This is a genomic window from Halorussus rarus (assembly GCF_003369835.1).
GTDB lineage: Archaea > Halobacteriota > Halobacteria > Halobacteriales > Haladaptataceae > Halorussus > Halorussus rarus.
In genome coordinates, this window is the sequence record NZ_QPMJ01000001.1 from 966,537 (window position 1) to 982,069 (window position 15,533).

16 protein-coding genes are annotated in these 15,533 nt (G+C 72.1%); 12 read left to right on the forward strand and 4 right to left on the reverse strand.

All coding sequences use genetic code 11. The features are described from left to right. Positions 1-78 precede the first annotated feature (78 nt). Positions 79-1,080, forward strand: coding sequence for a bile acid:sodium symporter family protein (locus tag DVR07_RS04870; RefSeq protein ID WP_115795630.1), 1,002 nt, complete (start codon positions 79-81; stop codon positions 1,078-1,080). Positions 1,081-1,212: 132 nt separating this feature from the next. On the opposite strand, the gene pan1 is transcribed toward DVR07_RS04870, so the two are convergent. Beyond that, positions 1,213-2,427: a proteasome-activating nucleotidase Pan1 gene (gene pan1, locus DVR07_RS04875; RefSeq protein WP_115795631.1), complete on the reverse strand. Its 1,215-nt coding sequence runs from the start codon at positions 2,425-2,427 to the stop codon at positions 1,213-1,215. 172 nt (positions 2,428-2,599) lie between these two features. Between pan1 and DVR07_RS04880 the strand changes: the two genes are divergently transcribed. After that, on the forward strand, positions 2,600-2,875 hold the full coding sequence (locus tag DVR07_RS04880; RefSeq protein WP_115795632.1) for a MarR family transcriptional regulator: 276 nt from the start codon (positions 2,600-2,602) through the stop codon (positions 2,873-2,875). 145 nt (positions 2,876-3,020) lie between these two features. On the opposite strand, the gene DVR07_RS04885 is transcribed toward DVR07_RS04880, so the two are convergent. Next, positions 3,021-3,464: a hypothetical protein gene (locus tag DVR07_RS04885; protein ID WP_115795633.1), complete on the reverse strand. Its 444-nt coding sequence runs from the start codon at positions 3,462-3,464 to the stop codon at positions 3,021-3,023. 123 nt (positions 3,465-3,587) lie between these two features. Between DVR07_RS04885 and DVR07_RS04890 the strand changes: the two genes are divergently transcribed. The 4 genes from DVR07_RS04890 to DVR07_RS04905 all read left to right on the forward strand — a co-directional run bounded on the left by DVR07_RS04890 (position 3,588) and on the right by DVR07_RS04905 (position 4,904). Further along, the gene (locus DVR07_RS04890; protein ID WP_115795634.1) at positions 3,588-3,884 is read left to right on the forward strand and encodes a hypothetical protein; all 297 of its coding nucleotides are present in this window, start codon (positions 3,588-3,590) and stop codon (positions 3,882-3,884) included. A 120-nt stretch (positions 3,885-4,004) separates the two neighbouring features. Beyond that, positions 4,005-4,364 carry a HalOD1 output domain-containing protein gene (locus DVR07_RS04895; protein ID WP_115795635.1) on the forward strand — a complete coding sequence of 120 codons (360 nt, stop codon included), beginning with the start codon at positions 4,005-4,007 and terminating at the stop codon, positions 4,362-4,364. Further along, a complete protein-coding gene (locus DVR07_RS04900) occupies positions 4,361-4,555 on the forward strand; it encodes a hypothetical protein (protein WP_115795636.1) in 195 nt (64 codons plus the stop codon). The genes DVR07_RS04895 and DVR07_RS04900 overlap by 4 nt, the downstream gene beginning before the upstream one ends. Before the next feature lie 94 nt (positions 4,556-4,649). After that, on the forward strand, positions 4,650-4,904 hold the full coding sequence (locus DVR07_RS04905; RefSeq protein WP_115795637.1) for a BolA family protein: 255 nt from the start codon (positions 4,650-4,652) through the stop codon (positions 4,902-4,904). Between the two features lie 46 nt (positions 4,905-4,950). On the opposite strand, the gene DVR07_RS04910 is transcribed toward DVR07_RS04905, so the two are convergent. Next, positions 4,951-6,141 carry an AGE family epimerase/isomerase gene (locus DVR07_RS04910; RefSeq protein WP_115795638.1) on the reverse strand — a complete coding sequence of 397 codons (1,191 nt, stop codon included), beginning with the start codon at positions 6,139-6,141 and terminating at the stop codon, positions 4,951-4,953. 315 nt (positions 6,142-6,456) lie between these two features. Between DVR07_RS04910 and DVR07_RS04915 the strand changes: the two genes are divergently transcribed. From DVR07_RS04915 to DVR07_RS04940, 6 genes are all read left to right on the forward strand, one after another. After that, positions 6,457-7,347 (forward strand): DUF4129 domain-containing protein, encoded by an 891-nt coding sequence (locus DVR07_RS04915; protein ID WP_115795639.1) that lies wholly within the window; start codon positions 6,457-6,459, stop codon positions 7,345-7,347. Continuing rightward, positions 7,344-7,922 carry a DUF7269 family protein gene (locus tag DVR07_RS04920; protein ID WP_115795640.1) on the forward strand — a complete coding sequence of 193 codons (579 nt, stop codon included), beginning with the start codon at positions 7,344-7,346 and terminating at the stop codon, positions 7,920-7,922. The genes DVR07_RS04915 and DVR07_RS04920 overlap by 4 nt, the downstream gene beginning before the upstream one ends. 28 nt (positions 7,923-7,950) lie before the next feature. Further along, on the forward strand, positions 7,951-9,213 hold the full coding sequence (locus DVR07_RS04925; RefSeq protein WP_115795641.1) for a DUF58 domain-containing protein: 1,263 nt from the start codon (positions 7,951-7,953) through the stop codon (positions 9,211-9,213). Continuing rightward, positions 9,213-10,064: a DUF7519 family protein gene (locus DVR07_RS04930; RefSeq protein WP_115795642.1), complete on the forward strand. Its 852-nt coding sequence runs from the start codon at positions 9,213-9,215 to the stop codon at positions 10,062-10,064. Before DVR07_RS04925 ends, DVR07_RS04930 begins: the two co-directional genes overlap by 1 nt. A gap of 87 nt (positions 10,065-10,151) precedes the next feature. After that, the gene (locus DVR07_RS04935; RefSeq protein WP_115795643.1) at positions 10,152-13,376 is read left to right on the forward strand and encodes a right-handed parallel beta-helix repeat-containing protein; all 3,225 of its coding nucleotides are present in this window, start codon (positions 10,152-10,154) and stop codon (positions 13,374-13,376) included. 227 nt (positions 13,377-13,603) lie between these two features. After that, entirely contained in the window at positions 13,604-14,155 is a 552-nt protein-coding gene (locus tag DVR07_RS04940; RefSeq protein ID WP_115795644.1) for a hypothetical protein, read from the forward strand. Positions 14,156-14,201: 46 nt separating this feature from the next. On the opposite strand, the gene DVR07_RS04945 is transcribed toward DVR07_RS04940, so the two are convergent. Next, positions 14,202-15,377, reverse strand: coding sequence for a carbon-nitrogen hydrolase family protein (locus DVR07_RS04945; RefSeq protein WP_115795645.1), 1,176 nt, complete (start codon positions 15,375-15,377; stop codon positions 14,202-14,204). Positions 15,378-15,533 lie beyond the last annotated feature (156 nt).

Genomic DNA, 15,533 nt, shown 5'->3' on the forward strand with positions numbered 1-15,533 from the left:
TAGACCTATCACTTTCGATTCGAAGCTCTCGAACGAGATGCTATCGCAAGACACAGTCCGATTCGGGAGTGATTCAGAGTGAGCGCTCTCGACGCCCTGCGTCGGGCCAGCGACGTCGCCAACCGCTACTTCGTCGTCTGGGTGCTGGTCGCCTCGGGGCTCGCGCTGGCCGCCCCGTCGGCGTTCACGTGGATCGAGCCGTACATCACGCCGCTGCTCGGCGTCATCATGCTCGGGATGGGGCTGACCCTCCGACCCGAGGACTTCCGGCGGCTGGCCGAGCGGCCCCGCGACGTCGCCATCGGCGCGGTCACCCAGTGGGTGGTCATGCCGGTCGCGGCGTACGCCCTCGTGGTCGCGCTGTCGCTGCCGACCGAACTCGCCGTCGGCGTCATCCTGGTCGGGGCCGCGCCGGGCGGCACCGCCTCGAACGTGATGACCTACCTCGGGAAGGGCGACGTGGCGCTGTCGGTGGCCATCACCACCGTCACGACGCTGGCCGCGCCGGTCGTCATGCCCGCGTGGGTCGTCTTCCTCGCCGGCGAGCAGCTGAGCGTCACCTTCGGCCAGATGTTCACCAGCATCGTCCAGATCGTCATCGTCCCGGTCGTCGCCGGCTTCGCGCTCCGGTACGTCCTCGACCGGAAGGCCCCCGAGGTCGCCGAGGCGGGCCTCGACGTGTTCCCGGCGGTCAGCGTCGTCGCCATCGTCGCCATCGTCGCGGCCGTCGTCGGGCTGAGCAAGGGGACCATTCTGTCGGCGGGCGCCGCGGCCGCCGTGGCCGTCGTCGCCCACAACGGCATCGGTCTCGGCACGGGCTACGGCGTGGGTCGACTCGCCGGGATGCCGGAGGACCGGGCCCGGACCTGCGCGTTCGAGGTCGGCCTGCAGAACAGCGGGCTGGCGGTGGCGCTCGCGACCGCGTTCTTCTCGCCGGCGGCGGCGCTGCCGCCCGCGCTGTTCAGCGTCTGGCACAACGTGACCGGCCCGGCGCTGGCCTCGTACTTCTCGCGCAACGAACCGGCCGGGACGGCGGAATCGGGGTCGGCGAACCGGCCCGGTTCGTCGGCCGGCGACTGACGTCCGACTTCTCCTTCTTCCCGGCGGCGCTCACCGTTGGTGGAGCGGCCGCTATTCTGTCGAAGTAGTCGGAGAAACGAAGCGAACGAAACGAAATACGACGAGGGTCGCGTCGTCAGCAGGCGCGTCGAATCAGGCGAACGTCTTCGAGATCTCCTCGTCCTCGTCCTCGGCGTCGATCTTGGCCTTCGCGCTCTCGAAGTCGTCCATCGTGATCTCGGTCCGGTCGTCGCGGATGGCGAACATCCCGGCCTCGGTGCAGATGGCCTTGATGTCCGCGCCGGAGGCGTCCTCGGCGTTCTTCGCCAGCTTCTCGAAGTCCACGTCGTCGGCGACGTTCATGTCGCGGGTGTGGATCTGGAAGATCTTCTCGCGGCCCTCGAGGTTGGGCTTGGGCACCTCGATGAGGCGGTCGAACCGGCCGGGCCGGAGGATGGCGCGGTCGAGCATGTCGAACCGGTTGGTCGCGGCGATGATGCGGATCTCGCCGCGCTCCTCGAAGCCGTCCATCTCGCTGAGCAGTTGCATCATCGTCCGCTGGACCTCGGCGTCGCCCGAGGTCTTCGAGTCGGTCCGCTTGGCTGCGATGGCGTCGATCTCGTCGATGAAGAGGACGGCGGGCTCGTGCTGGCGGGCGACCTCGAAGAGGTCGCGGACCAGTTTGGCGCCCTCGCCGATGAACTTGTGGACGAGCTCGGAGCCGGCCATCTTGATGAAGGTGGCGTCGGTCTGGTTCGCGACCGCCTTCGCCAGCATCGTCTTGCCCGTCCCCGGCGGGCCGTAGAGCAGCACGCCGCTCGGGGGCTCGATGCCGACCTCGCCGAACATGTCGGGGTTCTCGAGGGGCATCTCGACCGTCTCGCGGACCTCGTTCATCTGCTCCTCGAGGCCGCCGATGTCCTCGTAGGTCACGTCGGGGCTCTCCTCGACCTGCATGACCCGGGCCCGGACGTCGGTCTCGTTCTCCAGGGTCTTGACGATGGACAGCGAGTTGTTGACCGCGACGCGGTCGTCGGGTTCGAGCTCCTCGCGCATCTCGTCGGTGACCTCGGTCACGGCCTCCTGGTTGTTCCCGTGCTGCTTGATGATGACGCCGTCGTCGGTGAGCTCCTGCACCGTCGCGACGAACAGCGGGGACTGCTTGAGCTTCTTGTTCTCGTGGGTCAGCCGCTCGAGCTTCTGCTGGTACTTGTTGTTCTCCGCGTTGGCGTCGAGGAGCTTGTCGCGCATCTCCTCGTTCTGCGACTCCAGAACCTCCAACCGCTCTTGGAGGGCTTCGATCTTGTCCTGCTGGGACGCGCTCTCCTCGTCGTAGGGGAGGTCGACGTCTTCCACAGTGTCGGTCATCACGACGCTCTAGGTCCCACCCTCATAAGAGGCTTCGGGTGAGTGTGACACCTGTCGGACGCCCCGTATCCGCCGGGAGACGCGACAGCGCCCCAGGTCTCGCATAATGCCCTCTAGTAATATCCCTGAATGGGAAATATTATTACGCTGTATCCAAAAGAGGGGTAGTACCATGAGTGCTTCAGAAACTGCACGGCCCGAGAATGGTCGCCTGACGGGGGAGAACGTGACCGAGGAGATCCGGGACCTGCCGCCGAGCGCCAAGCTGGTCGCGAAGGTCCTCGAGTACAACGACACGATGACCCAGAGCCAGATCGCCGAGGAGTCGCTGCTGCCCGACCGCACGGTCCGGTACGCCCTGAACCGGCTCGACGACGAGGGCGTCGTCAGCTCCCGGTTCTCGTTCTCGGACGCCCGGAAGCGGCTCTACACGCTGGACCTCGAGTAGCGACACCGTCGACGGCGTTCGGTCGGTCGAACAGTTCCGCGGCAAGTCGACCGATTTCGCGCCCGATCCGTTCTCGAAGTACCCGGCGCCTACCGCGTCGGAATCTGCGTTCTCACTGAACGGCCAGGTATCGCGTCGGACCGCGTTACGACTCCGGCGACCGGGCCAGCCCGTGCCAGACCACCGACCAGTCGGCCGGGCTGAGCAGGCCGCACGCGGTCGCGGCGACGAGCACGACGGTGCCCGCCTGGTCGCCGGCCGCGATGGGATTCGCCAGGACGCCCGCCGCGACCAGGCCGAACGGGAGCGCCAGCGCGAGCGGCAGGAGCGCGGCGGCGCGGACGACCCACTCGGGCGTGGCCGGCGGGACGCGGGTGACCTCCACGCGCACGAGGCTGCCCGACAGGACGTTTTGGAGTCCGGGCCGCCCCGCCGCCGACGCGGCGTCGCTCGGCAGGACGGTGACCGTGTAGCTGGCGTCGACGAGGTGGAGCGGAACGAGGTGGAGCAGTTCGTGAACGCAGATACCGACCGCGAGCGTCGCGAGGAAGAGGGCTCCGAGCGCGATCCCGTGGACGACGGTGTGCATCGACGGTGCGCAGTGTTCGTTCGGGGGACTCAACTGTTACGATACCGGGCCGGGGTCGACCCGGCGGGCCGACGGCGGCGAGCGGCCGAAGTATTGAGGGACGCGGCCGCCGTTCGACGCACCGTGACGACCGACCAGTTCCAGCCGAACGACCTCGAGGAGGGACGCCGCGTCCGCGTCGAGTGGTCGCCCCGGGGTGGTCGCGGTCCCGGCGACGACGCGACGGGCGAAGTCACTCGCGTCTGGCGGCCGGACGGCGACGTCGAGGAGTTCACGGTGGACGTAGACGACGGCGCCATCAACGTGTACGCCGACTACCGCAATCCCGTGGTCGAGCGCGTGGAGGGCGGGCTCGACGGCGACGAGCCCGAGACCGAGACGGTGGGCCGCCTCGACCGCATCGTGCCCGCCGGCGGGTAATATCCGTTACCGCGGACCGCGCCGACCGTAGTCGCGTTTACCCGTCGTTAAACAATCAATTAGTCGCTGGCAAAAACATTGACCACAGTTAGCACACAATCGTGTCGTGGGGGATGACCTATGGGGACTTCCGAACACGACACCGGTGTCACGTTCGACCCGGACACCGACACGTACCGACTGCACCACGACTGGCGGGGCGACGAGTCGGTCAGCGCCGCCGTCGTCAGGGGGGTCGCGGCGGTGACGAACACCGCGCCGACCGAGCTCGACCCGCTGTTCGAGACGCTCGACCCCGACGCGCTCGACCAGCTGTACCGATCGACGGCCCGCGGTCCCGGTCGCGGGGACTGCTGGGTGTCGTTCTGCTACAACGACTGCGCGGTGACCGTCGCCGCGACCGGGGAGATAGCCATCGCACCGGACGGGGTGGCCGAGCCGGTCTCGGCGGACGTACCACGGAGCCTCCGGGACAGATGAAGCGACTGCTCAACGAACACACCGGTACGCTCCACCGGCTCCAGCCCGGGTCGACCGGCGGGTCGACCGCCTGCGGCGCGCTCCGACACGTGCCGCGCCGGTACGTCACGACCGTCGGGACCGACGACGCCCTGCTCGGCGAGGACGTCGAGCGGTGCGGTCGGTGCTTCGAGGACGCGGGGGGCTACTGACCGCCCTCCCGTTCGAACGGACGACCTGCAACGGGGGCCCGGAGCGGTGGCTCGTATCCACACGCATTTGACCGCTGGTTGCGTACGGGCACCCATGAACGCCGAAGACGTGGCGGAGCTCATCGAGGACAACATCGAGGACGCCGAGGCGACGGTCACGCACCCGCGCGGGCCGGAGGACGAGGACCACCTCGCTGCCGTCGTGGTCTCGCCCGCGTTCGAGGGCGAACTGCTCGTCGACCAGCACGAGATGGTGTACGACGCGCTCGGCGACCACATGACCGAGGACATCCACGCGCTCGAACTCCAGACCTACACGCCCGACGAGTACGAGGAGCACGGCGAGTAACGCACGGGCGGTGAGCGACGAGAGCGAGTGCGAGCAGCCGACCGACTCACTCGGCCCGCCGCTCGAACGACTCCATGGCGACGACCGCGTTGTTCAGCGGGTGGTAGCCCGGTTCGACCGCGGTGCCGCGGTTCGGCCCGTCGCGCTCGTTCTCCCGGGAGAGCCGCTCGTACCAGTTGCCGTACTTCGGGTTGACGAAGTGCTCGTCGGCGTAGGCCCAGAGCCGGTCGTACCACGCCAGGTAGTCGTCGTCGCGCTCCGAGAGCAGCGCCGCCGCCCCGATGGCCTCGGCGACCGCCCAGCCGTACTTGTCGGCGACGACCGGTTCGCCGTCGGCCTCGACGGTGTAGTAGAAGCCGCCGTACTCGTCGTCCCACCAGTCGGTCGCGGCGTCGAACAGTTCCCGGGCGCGCTCGGCCGGCCACTCCTCCGGCCGGTGGCGGTCGAGGACGAGGAGGAGCTTCGCCCACTCGGCGTGGTGGCCCGGCTGGTACCCCCAGGGCCGGAACTGGTGGCGCGGCTCGTCACGGTTGTACGACAGGTCCGGCTCCCACGCCTCGGTGTAGTGCTCCCAGAGCAGGTCGTCGGTCTGGCTCGCGACCTCGCGGACGAACGAGTCGGCGATCCGGTACGCCCGGTCGAGGAACTCCGCCTCGCCGGTCGCTTCGTGGGCGGCCAGCATCGCCTCGCAGGCGTGCATGTTGGCGTTCTGGCCGCGATAGGAGGCGAGCTCGCTCCAGTCGCCGTCCGCGCGGTCCGCGCACAGGCCGCGGTCGGGCTCCCAGAACTGCTCGTCGATGACCCCGAACGCGCGGTCGAGTTCCCGCCGGGCGCCGGGAATCCCGGCCTCCACGGCCCTGGCGGCCGCGAGCAGGACGAACGCGTGGCCGTAGCAGTACCGTGTGTCGTCGACGGTCTCGCGGCCCGCGAGCAGCCAGTCGTACCCCTCGCGGTCGGCGTCCCAGTGGGCGTTCGCGAGGAAGGTCAGCCCCCGCTCGGCCGCAGGTCGGCACCAGTCCGGTCCGCCCAGCGCCGCCCCGAGGCTGAAGTTGTGGACCGCCCGCGCGGTCGCGACCAGGTGCTTCGTCTCGCCGTCGTAGACGTGGCCGGTCCGCTCGTCGAGTTGGGCCACGTACCCGCCGAACCGGTCGTCGAGGCACGCCGGATGGTAGAAGTTCAGCACGTCGCGGACCTGCCGCCACAGCATCGCGGGCTCCCGGTAGACGGTCGCGGCCATACCGGGACGTGGCCGGGCCCGCGGTTAAATCCCGGCGGTCGTACCGGCGGCGCCCACCGCCCGCCGCGCCGAGTTTCCAACGGTGGAAGTCGGTCCGTAACGCGGTTACCGCCGGACTACGGCCGACTCGAAGTCTCCGCGTGGGCGCAGTCACTCCGAGCGCGACACGGCGACGGGAGCGCGACGCCGACCGTATCGCCGGCCTACGATTGCTTAAGCGCCACATAACTTTCTCCGACCGTCCCCAGCGACCGGACGAGAGATGTACTGCACCGCACGCCGAGCGACTCACCGTCGGGCCGGGCCGCCGCGAGGATGAACGCCGACACGGTCCTCACGGCGGTCGTCGGCCTGTGCTGCGTGCTCGCCATCGGCGCGACCTCGACGACGCTCGACTCGACCGTCGCGACCGACCCGGAGGAGGTCACGAACTTCGACTACTCGAAGGTCCCGATCGGGTCCGGGCCGGCCCAGGCGCTCGACGACGCCATCGACAGCGGCCGCTCGGACGGGGCGGAGTCGGGGTCGGCGTCGTCGGGTGGTTCGAACGACGGGTCGGGCTCGAAGAGCGCCGGTTCGCGGCCCGCCGAAGAGGGGAGCCGGACCGGCCAGGCGTCGAAGTCCGGCGGCGGCCAGCAGCAGAACCAGAACGGCGGGAGCGGCGACGGCCAGCAGCAGAGCGGCGGCAGCGGCGGCGACGATCAGCGCAGTTCGGGCGGCAGCGACTCGAAGCAGGACCAGTCCGGCGACGGGACGCGGCTCGCCGAGCCGAGCCTGCTCGACAGACTGCTGTGGCTGCTCCAGGACCTGCTCGACCTCCTGCTGGCGGTGCTGCCGTGGGCCGTGCTGGCGGCGATGCTCGCCGCCGCGTACCGGTACCGCGACCGACTCCTCGTCGGCGATCCGATTGATGCCGACGACGAGGACGGCGAAGCGCCGCCGCGCGACCCGAGCCCCGACAACGACGTCGCGTCGGCGTGGTTCGAGATGGTCGAGCGCCTCGGCCTCGCGGACCGCCGGGACCTCACCCCGCGGGAGTGCGCGGCGGCCGCCAGCGACCGGGGCGTCGACCCCGACGCCGCGCGGTCGCTGACCGCGCTGTTCGAGGAGGTCCGGTACGGCGGCGCCCGCGTGACCGACGAGCGGCGGCGTCGGGCCGAGCAGACCCTGAGCGAGGTCCGGTCGCAACTGGAGGGCTCCCGGTGAAGCGGTACCGGGTGGCGTCGGGCGCCGCCGGCGTCGTCGCGCTCGCCGCGGCGCTCGCGCTCGGCGGGAGTCCGGCCGGCGGCGCGGTGGCGGCTCTGGTGAGGGCGCTCGGCAACGACTACTTCGTGGTAGCGGCGTTCGCCGGTGCGGGGCTGCTGGTCGCCGCCTCGGTGATGGCGTCGCGGGAGCGAAGCGGTATCAGTCAGACCGAGACGCCGACGCCCGAGCGACCGGTCACCGCGCCCGCCGCGGGCGACGCCGTCGACGAGGCGCTGGCGAGCCGAACCGCGCTGCTCCCGGTGGTCGGCGAGGCCCGCCGCGAGCAGTTACGCGAGCGACTCCGGACCGCCGCGGTCGAGACCCGGGTCCGGCGGGGCGAGTGCGGTCCGGAAGAAGCCCGCCGCCGGCTCGACGAAGGGACCTGGACCGACGACCCTGAGGCCGCGGCGTTCCTCGCCGGCCGCGACCCGGGAACCGACGCCCGCGTCGCGGCGGTCCTGCGGGCCGAACCCTGGAGTCGTCGCGGCGCCCGCCGGGCCGTGCGGGCCGTCGCCGACCGGGAGGGCGAGCAGTGACGCCCGCTCCCCGGCGGGAGGTGCCGGCGTGACCGGGACCAACCGGTGGCGCGGTATCGTCGCGGTGACGCTGCTCGTGGGCGGCGTCGGCGTCCTGGCCGACCGCCCGGACATGGTCCTGGTGTCGGTCGTCGGCGTGGCGTTCGCGGTCTACCCCCGGCTCTCGCCCGCGCCGCCGTCCGCGCCCGACCTCGAGATCGAACGTCGCGTCGGCGACCACGCGCCCGACCCGGGCAGCGCGGTCGAGGTGAGCGTGACGGTGCGCAACGTCGGCGGCGACGCGCTGGCCGACGTCCGCGTCGTCGACGGCGTCCCGCCCGCGCTGACGGTCACCGGGGGGTCGCCGCGGTACGGCGGCCCGCTCCGGCCCGGCGACGAGGCGACGTTCGACTACGCGGTCCGGGCCGAGGAGGGCAAGCACGGCTTCGAGCCGGCGACGGTCGTCGTCCGGGACCTGAGCGGCGCCCGCGAGGTCGAGACCCCGGTCGAGGCCGAGACCGAGATCGACTGCACCGCCGCCCGCGAGACCCCGCCCAAGCGCGACCTCGCGGTCAGGGACGCCGGCGAACTCCTCACCGACACCGGCGGGGCCGGCATCGAGTTCCACCAGACCCGCGAGTATCGGGCGGGCGACGCGATGAGCCGCATCGACTGGAAGCGGTTCGCCCGGGTCGGCGAGCTCACCACCGTCGAGTACCGCGAGGAGCGCAGCGCCGCCGTCGTGCTGGTCGTCGACGCCCGCGAGCCGGCATACCGGGCCGCCGGCGACGGGCCCCACGCGGTCGTCCGGAGCGTCACCGCGGCCCAGCGGCTCGTCGGCGCGCTGCTGGGCGAGCGCAACCGGGTCGGGGTGACGGCGCTCGGCCGCGAGGACTGCTGGCTCGCGCCGGGCGCGGGCGCCGAGCACCGCGCCAGGGCGGAGCGGCTGCTGGCGACCCACCCGGCGTTCGCGGCCGCGCCGCCGGACGAAGACGACTGCGCGCCGGTCGAGGACCAGGTGAACCGACTGCGGCGCCACCTGTCGGGCGACGCCCAGGTGCTGCTGCTCACGCCGCTGTGCGACGACGGCGCGGTGACGGCCGCGAGCACACTCGAAGCCCGCGGCCACCGCGTGACGGTCGTGAGTCCGGACGCGACCGACGACGGGACGCCGGGCCGGCGGCTGGCGGCGACCGAGCGGGAGAACCGGGTCGCGTCGCTCCGCCGGCGACAGATTCCGGTGGTCGACTGGGCCGACGGCGAGGGCCTGGTCGCCGCGGTCGCCAAGGCGGGCCACACGGGGGTGCCCTGATGGCGGGCGGCGTCGGAGAGACGGTCGGCGGGGACCGGGCCCAGACGAGCCGTGACGCCGCGGCGACGACGGACACCGACGATGTGACAGCCGACGCTGGGAACGCGACCAGGGCGATAGGGCCCGATTCCGGCGAAACGAACGCGACCGACGACGCAGGGGTCGACGAGGGCGTCGCCGTCGGTCGCCGCCCGACCCGACTCAGCGCCGGGCTCGGCGCGCTCGCCCTGGCGGCGGGGACGCTCCTCGTCGCGGGGCCCGGCGGGGCCGCGGTCGGCCTGGTCCTGGTCGGCCTCGTCGCGATGGCAGTGGGCGACGAACTCCGGGCGCGGGACCGGCGGGCGCAGTCGGTGGCCGCGCTCGCCGCCGGGGGCGCCGTCGGCCTGCTCGGCGTCGCCGGGGGCGCGGCGCTCGCCGGCACCTTCCCCGCGACGCTCCGGGCGCTGCCCGGGCTGCTCGGCGTCCTCCTGTTCGGCGCGGGCGCGGCACCGGCGCGAGGGGAGGGGTCGCGGGCGCTGGTGAAACTCGGCGCGGGTTTCGTCCTCGTCGGCGTCCTGGTCGCGGGCGTGTTCGACGCGGTGCCGGCCGGGACGCTGGTCGCCGGCGCGACCGCCGCGGTCGTCGGCTGGGATCTCGGCGAGAACGCCGTCAACGTCGGCGAGCAGTTGGGCCGAGCTGCCTCGACCTGGCGGACCGAGACCGTCCACGCTGCCGGCGCGACTCTGGTCGGCATCGCGGCGGTCCTGCTGGGCGACCTCGTGGGCGGAATCGGGTCGAGCGGGCTGTCGCTGCCGGCGCTCGCGCTGCTGCTCGTCGCTGTCGTCCTCCTCAGTATCGCGCTCCACGAGTAGACCGGTACGGTTGCGGGCGCTTCCGTGCGATATATCAGACAGGTCAGGAAGGGCATGATTTATGCCCTGCATCTCTGAACTCCCACCGTGAAGCGAGCGTCGACACGGGCACTCGCCGTCGTCCTCGTCGTCGGTTTCGGCGTCTCGACGGCCGGTCTCGCGGCAGTCGGCTCTCCGGCCGGCGCCGCCGCGGCCGACGGGGCGCAGCAAGTGACCTACGTCGAGGACGACGTCACCGAGAACACGACCTGGACCGCAGCCGGCGGCCCGTACCGCGTCGTCGCGGACGTGACCGTCGAGGCCGGCGCGACGCTGCGCGTCGAACCCGGAACGAGCGTCCAGTTCGCCGAGGACATCGCGATCCGGGTCGAGGGGAACCTCTCTGCCGCGGGGACGGCGGCCGACCCCGTCTCGTTCGGGACCGCGCCCGGCGCGCCCGACCGCGTCCGGTGGGCCACCATCCGCTACGCCGGCGGGGCGGACTCGCACCTCTCGCTGTCGCACGTCGCGGTCGAGCGGGCCCGGAACGGACTCACCGTGAGCAGCGCGGCCGGCGCGGTCCGGGTCTCGGACGCCACCTTCCGGGACGTCGCCGGCGACGGGATCCGTGTCGTCGACGCCACGCGGACGCCGAAACTCACCGTCGACCGCTCGACGTTCACCGACGTCGGCGGCCGCGGCGTCTCGATCGCGCCCGGGATGGGCGCGGTGACGGCCGCCGACGTCGTCTCGAACACGAGCCGGCTCGGCCGCCGGGCGACCCACCGGACCGCGGTCGCGCTCGGGGCCGACACGTCTGTCGACACCGTCCGGGTGTCGTACCGCGGACAAGGCGAGGCGGGCGACGTCGACCGAGGGTCGATCGTCCGGTTCGGCCTCGACCGCGACGGCGACGGGCGCGTCGACCGTCGGCTGACGTCCTCGGTCGAGAGCGTCGGTCACTCGACCCCCAACGGGTTCGAGCTCCGGCTGAACCGGTCGATCACGGTGCCGGCCGGCGCGACCGTGGTCGCGGTGTACCGGAGCGTCGTCAACCCTCGGACCTACGGGACCTACCCGGTCGAGGTGAGTTTCCGGGCCCACGGCGTCGAGCAGGCCGCGACCGCGACCCTGCCCTTCGACCTCCGCTCCGGCGGCAACCGGGGTCGAGGGGCCGGGTCGACCGCCGAGAGCCGGGCCGCCGGGTTCTCGGTCACGGGCTCGACGTTCGAGTCGGTCGGCGCCCAGGGCGTGTTCGTCGCCGCCGACGCAGTCAGGGACTTCCGGGTCGCGGGGAACTCGTTCGCCGACGTCGGCGGGTCGGCCGTCAGCCTCCGCGCCCCGCTGGTCCGGGCCGCGACGGTCGAGCGCAACCGCGTCGAGTCGCTCGACCGCGGGGCCGACGGCGTCCGGGTCGCCGCGAAGCTGGCGACCGACTCGGTGCTCCGCGACAACCGAATTTCGGGCGCGGACGCCGGCATCGCCCTCGCCACGCGCCACCGGACCGTCGACGGGGTCCGCATCGCCGGCAACACAGTCACCGGGAGCACGACCGGGCTCCGGGTCCGGCACGTGCCCGAGTACCGGTCCCACACCCTCTCGCTCGCCATCGTCGACAACAACTTCTCGCGGAACGCCCGGCGCGGGGCGCTCGTCCGGGCGCCGAGCGCGAAGCTCGTCGGGCTCGCCGTCCGCGGGAACGAGCTCGCGGGGAACGGACTGGCGAGTGGCGGGGACGGTCCGAGCCCCCGCGCCGGGGACGGGAACGCCACCGCAGCCACCGACGGCTGGGCCGGCCTCGAACTGGTCGCTCGCCAGGTGCGGAACAGCCGCGTCGCGGCCAACCGCTTCGCCGACAACCGCGGCCACGGGCTCTCGGTCCGGACGAGCACCGCCGTCGACAACCTCACGGTCGCGGCGAACCGCGCGTTCGACAACGCCGGCGTCGGCCTGAATCTGGACAACGCGCTGACCCACGCCGGGCGGCTGAACCTGACCCGGAACGTCGCGGCGGCGAACGCCTACGGCGTCCGGGTCGCCGGGTCGATCGGCGCGCGAGTCGCGAACAACACGGTCGTCTACAACACCTACGGCGGCCGGCCGGCCGGTATCGACGGGATTCCGCCGGGGACGGGCATCGTCGTCGAGGGCGGCGACGCGGGCGCGATATTCCGGCGGGGCGCCGTCCGCGAAGAACTCCGGGCGCTGCTCGACGACAGGGAGGTCGAGGAGAAGCTCCCCGACCCGCGCGACGAACAGGAGTACACGGTCGTCCTTCGGCCCGGCGCGGAGGGCGAGGTCTGGACGGGCAGCGCCGCCGCGCTCACGGCCCGGTCGGTCTCCGAGGACATCCCCACCGGCATCACGCTGACCAGGGACGACGACGGACGCTCGGGGATCGTCGTCCGGGGCAACGACGTCTACGGCCACGCCCGCGGGCTGACGGTGAACGTGGCCGCGCTGGTCGACGCGAACACGACCATCCGCCTGCTCGTCAACACGACCCGGACGGTCGACGCCGAGGGCAACTACTGGGGCGCGTCCGACGGTCCGACCCACTCGTCGATCCGCCCGGAGGGCACCGGCGACCGCGTCGTCACCCGGCGGGGCTGGGTCGACTTCCTCCCCGCCGCGGACTCGCCCTACGGGGAGCGGCGCTACCGCCCCACGGCGAACGTCAGCGCCTCGCCGAACCCGGTCCAGGTCGGCGAGCGCGTCGTCGTCTCGGGTCGCGACTCGACCGACCGCGACGGCCGGGTCGCCTCTTACCGGTTCGAGACCCGGGGGTCGAACGTCACGTTCGGGGCCTCGCCCGAACTGACCGCCTCGTTCGACGCGCCCGGCAACTACACGGTCTCGCTGGTCGCGACCGACGACTGGGGAGTCGAGAGCCCGCCGGCGACCGCGACGGTCGACGTGCGGCCCGCGAACTGGACCCCGGCGGCGCTCCGGACGACTACCCCGACCTCGACCTCCGACGTGGCGAACGCGACGACGGCCGGCGAGCGGGAGACGACCGCCGCGGCGACGGGCGGCGCCGGGCTCCTCCCCTCGGCGACCCTCCTCGGGACGCTCGGGGGGCTGCTCGGCCTCGCGCTCTACGGCGCGGGGCTTGCGCTCGGCGCGTTCGGGGCGGTCCAGACGCTCCGGAGCGCGGGCGTCCCCGTGAGCGGGCTGACCATCAACGGCCTGGCGGCTGCCGGCGTCGGAGTCTGGGCGCTCGCCGGTCTGCTCGGCGCCGAGGGACTGCTCGAAGTGGGACTCGGCAGCGGCGTCGTCTGGGTCGCGGGGGTCGTCCTCCTGTGGGCAGTGACGCGCGTGCTCTACGACTGAGCGAATCCCACCGGACCGGCTCTTCGAGGCCGGTCGCGCGGCCCCGTCAGTAAGCATAAGTGGACTTCACGTGAACCGTGACCCGATGACCACTTCGGACAGGCGCTCTGCTCGTGGCAGGCCCGACGACGGGCGCGGACCGGCGAGTCCCGCTCCCACCGCAGGTTCTCGCTCGCCCCGCTCGCGTCGACGGGCGCGACGACCACAAGGCGCGCCCACCACCTCCCATGCCCACGTTCGTTGAGGAGGTGCAGGCGGTCGATGACGACAACGCCGCGGCGTTCGGCCGGCGACTGGCCGACCGCGTCGAGACGCTCGGCGAAGCGCTGGACCTGCTCGAGGACTGGACCGAGTCGAGCCGCGACACCGGCACCGAACTCTCCTCGAAGTACGAGACGGCAAAGCAGCTCGCGAGGGACGAGATCCGGGACGCGACCGATGACGACGGGGACGCCGCCGACATCCCGGCCGAGGATCTGCTCGACCACCCCGCGGTGAGCGACCAGACCAAGGAGCGACTCCGCGAGTACGGCACCAAGCTCCACGTCTTCCTCGACGAGGAGCGGTCGTACGGCGAGGCCCGGTCGGCGCTGGCCCGGTCGCTCGACGACGAACTCGACCTCTACAAGGAACTGCTCGCGGGGCTCCAGTCTGGCGACGCCGGCGTCGATGACGCCCGACAGGCGATCGCCCGGTTCGCGCGCGAGGACTCGCTGGGAGCGCCGAACCGGACCGCGGCCGACGTGCTGCTCGAATCGGCCGTCGACGGCGAGTCGTAGTCGTCGGCGCGGACGGGGTGGTTCGCTCGCGCTCCCGCTCTCGCAGTCAGTCGCTCCCGCGCAGCGCCGCGGCGACGTCCTCTATCGCGCCGACCGGGACGTCGTGCTCGTCGGCGATTTCCGCCGCCTCCGCCGGCGAGATGGCGTCCTCTGTGCCGTCCAGCCCCCGCCGTCCGTTCGTCGACGCTCCGTCGCGACCGCCGGACCCGGACCGCGCGTCGGTGCGGCCGCCCGCCGCGCGGCCGTCGTGGTCGTGGCGGTGGACCGGTTCGAGCACCTCGTCGCTGATCTCGAGGTTCACGGCGTCCCAGCGAGAGTAGTGGCCCATCGCGTCGAAGTACGCCTTCGTGGCCCGGCGCTCGTCGCGGTCGAACTCCGCGGTCAGCAGCGCCTCCTCGCCGACCACCGGCCCGGCCTTCACGACGCCCGCCGGGTTGACGAGCATGCTCCCGCCGGCGCCGAGGTCGTAGCCGAGTTCGTCCTCGTACCCCTCCGGCGGGTCGCCCATGTATGCCGAGCACGAGACCACGAACGACTGGGTCTCGAAGGCGTACTCGCGCACCGCCGGGTAGATGTCGCAGGTGTCGACGTCCTCGGCGGACTCGGCCCGCGACTTGTCGCCGGGGTGGCCGTTCTGCGACCAGAACCCCGGCCAGACCGCGGCGTGGATCTCCTCGCCCATGGTCGCCAGCGCGGCCTTCGAGAGGGTCATGTGGTTCTCGTAGCAGACGAGTCCGCCGAGGGTGCCGAGGTCGGTGTCGTGGGTCGCCAGGCTGGCCGGGTCGCCCCGTCCCCAGATGGAGCGCTCGCCGTGGGTCGGCATGAGCTTGCGGTGGCGCCGGACCAGGTCGCCCGACCGGTCGAACCAGAACACCGAGTTGTACAGCGTCTCGCTGCCGGGTCGGTCGTCGAGCTCGTTCACGCCGAGCGCGACGTGGAGGTCGGCCTCGCGTATCGCGTCGCCCAACACGTCCAGCGCGTCGTCGCCGACCGAGAGGCTGTTCCGCTGGAGTTCGACCATCAGCTCGGTCCACCGCGGGATGGACACCGAGCGCCGCCAGTACGGGTAGCCGGGGAAGTACGTCTCGGGGAAGACCAGCAGGTCGACGTCCCGCTCGCCAGCGCGCTCGATCCACTCGCACGTCCTGTCGAGCGTCGCTTCCTTGTCGTGGTAGACGGGTTCGACCTGCGCGGCCGCCAGGGTGAACGATTCGGCTGGCATCGTGACCCAGTGGCACGCGAGGAGGGATAGTTTTCAGGGTCGAGAGACGGGTACACCGGCGGTCGTCGCGAGAACGGATGAATGCGACGCTCGTCGAGGGGGGACAGTCAGAAGAAGGTCCGACGGTGAATCGGCGGTGAACGGCCGGGTCGTCGC

What these genes read in the sequence shown, in the direction of transcription:
- pan1 (WP_115795631.1), bottom strand. Translation starts at nt 2,427, where the DNA reads ATGACCGACACTGTGGAAGACGTCGACCTCCCCTACGACGAGGAGAGC.
- DVR07_RS04880 (WP_115795632.1), top strand. Translation starts at nt 2,600, where the DNA reads ATGAGTGCTTCAGAAACTGCACGGCCCGAGAATGGTCGCCTGACGGGG.
- DVR07_RS04885 (WP_115795633.1), bottom strand. Translation starts at nt 3,464, where the DNA reads ATGCACACCGTCGTCCACGGGATCGCGCTCGGAGCCCTCTTCCTCGCG.
- DVR07_RS04895 (WP_115795635.1), top strand. Translation starts at nt 4,005, where the DNA reads ATGGGGACTTCCGAACACGACACCGGTGTCACGTTCGACCCGGACACC.
- DVR07_RS04900 (WP_115795636.1), top strand. Translation starts at nt 4,361, where the DNA reads ATGAAGCGACTGCTCAACGAACACACCGGTACGCTCCACCGGCTCCAG.
- DVR07_RS04905 (WP_115795637.1), top strand. Translation starts at nt 4,650, where the DNA reads ATGAACGCCGAAGACGTGGCGGAGCTCATCGAGGACAACATCGAGGAC.
- DVR07_RS04910 (WP_115795638.1), bottom strand. Translation starts at nt 6,141, where the DNA reads ATGGCCGCGACCGTCTACCGGGAGCCCGCGATGCTGTGGCGGCAGGTC.
- DVR07_RS04915 (WP_115795639.1), top strand. Translation starts at nt 6,457, where the DNA reads ATGAACGCCGACACGGTCCTCACGGCGGTCGTCGGCCTGTGCTGCGTG.
- DVR07_RS04930 (WP_115795642.1), top strand. Translation starts at nt 9,213, where the DNA reads ATGGCGGGCGGCGTCGGAGAGACGGTCGGCGGGGACCGGGCCCAGACG.
- DVR07_RS04940 (WP_115795644.1), top strand. Translation starts at nt 13,604, where the DNA reads ATGCCCACGTTCGTTGAGGAGGTGCAGGCGGTCGATGACGACAACGCC.
- DVR07_RS04945 (WP_115795645.1), bottom strand. Translation starts at nt 15,377, where the DNA reads ATGCCAGCCGAATCGTTCACCCTGGCGGCCGCGCAGGTCGAACCCGTC.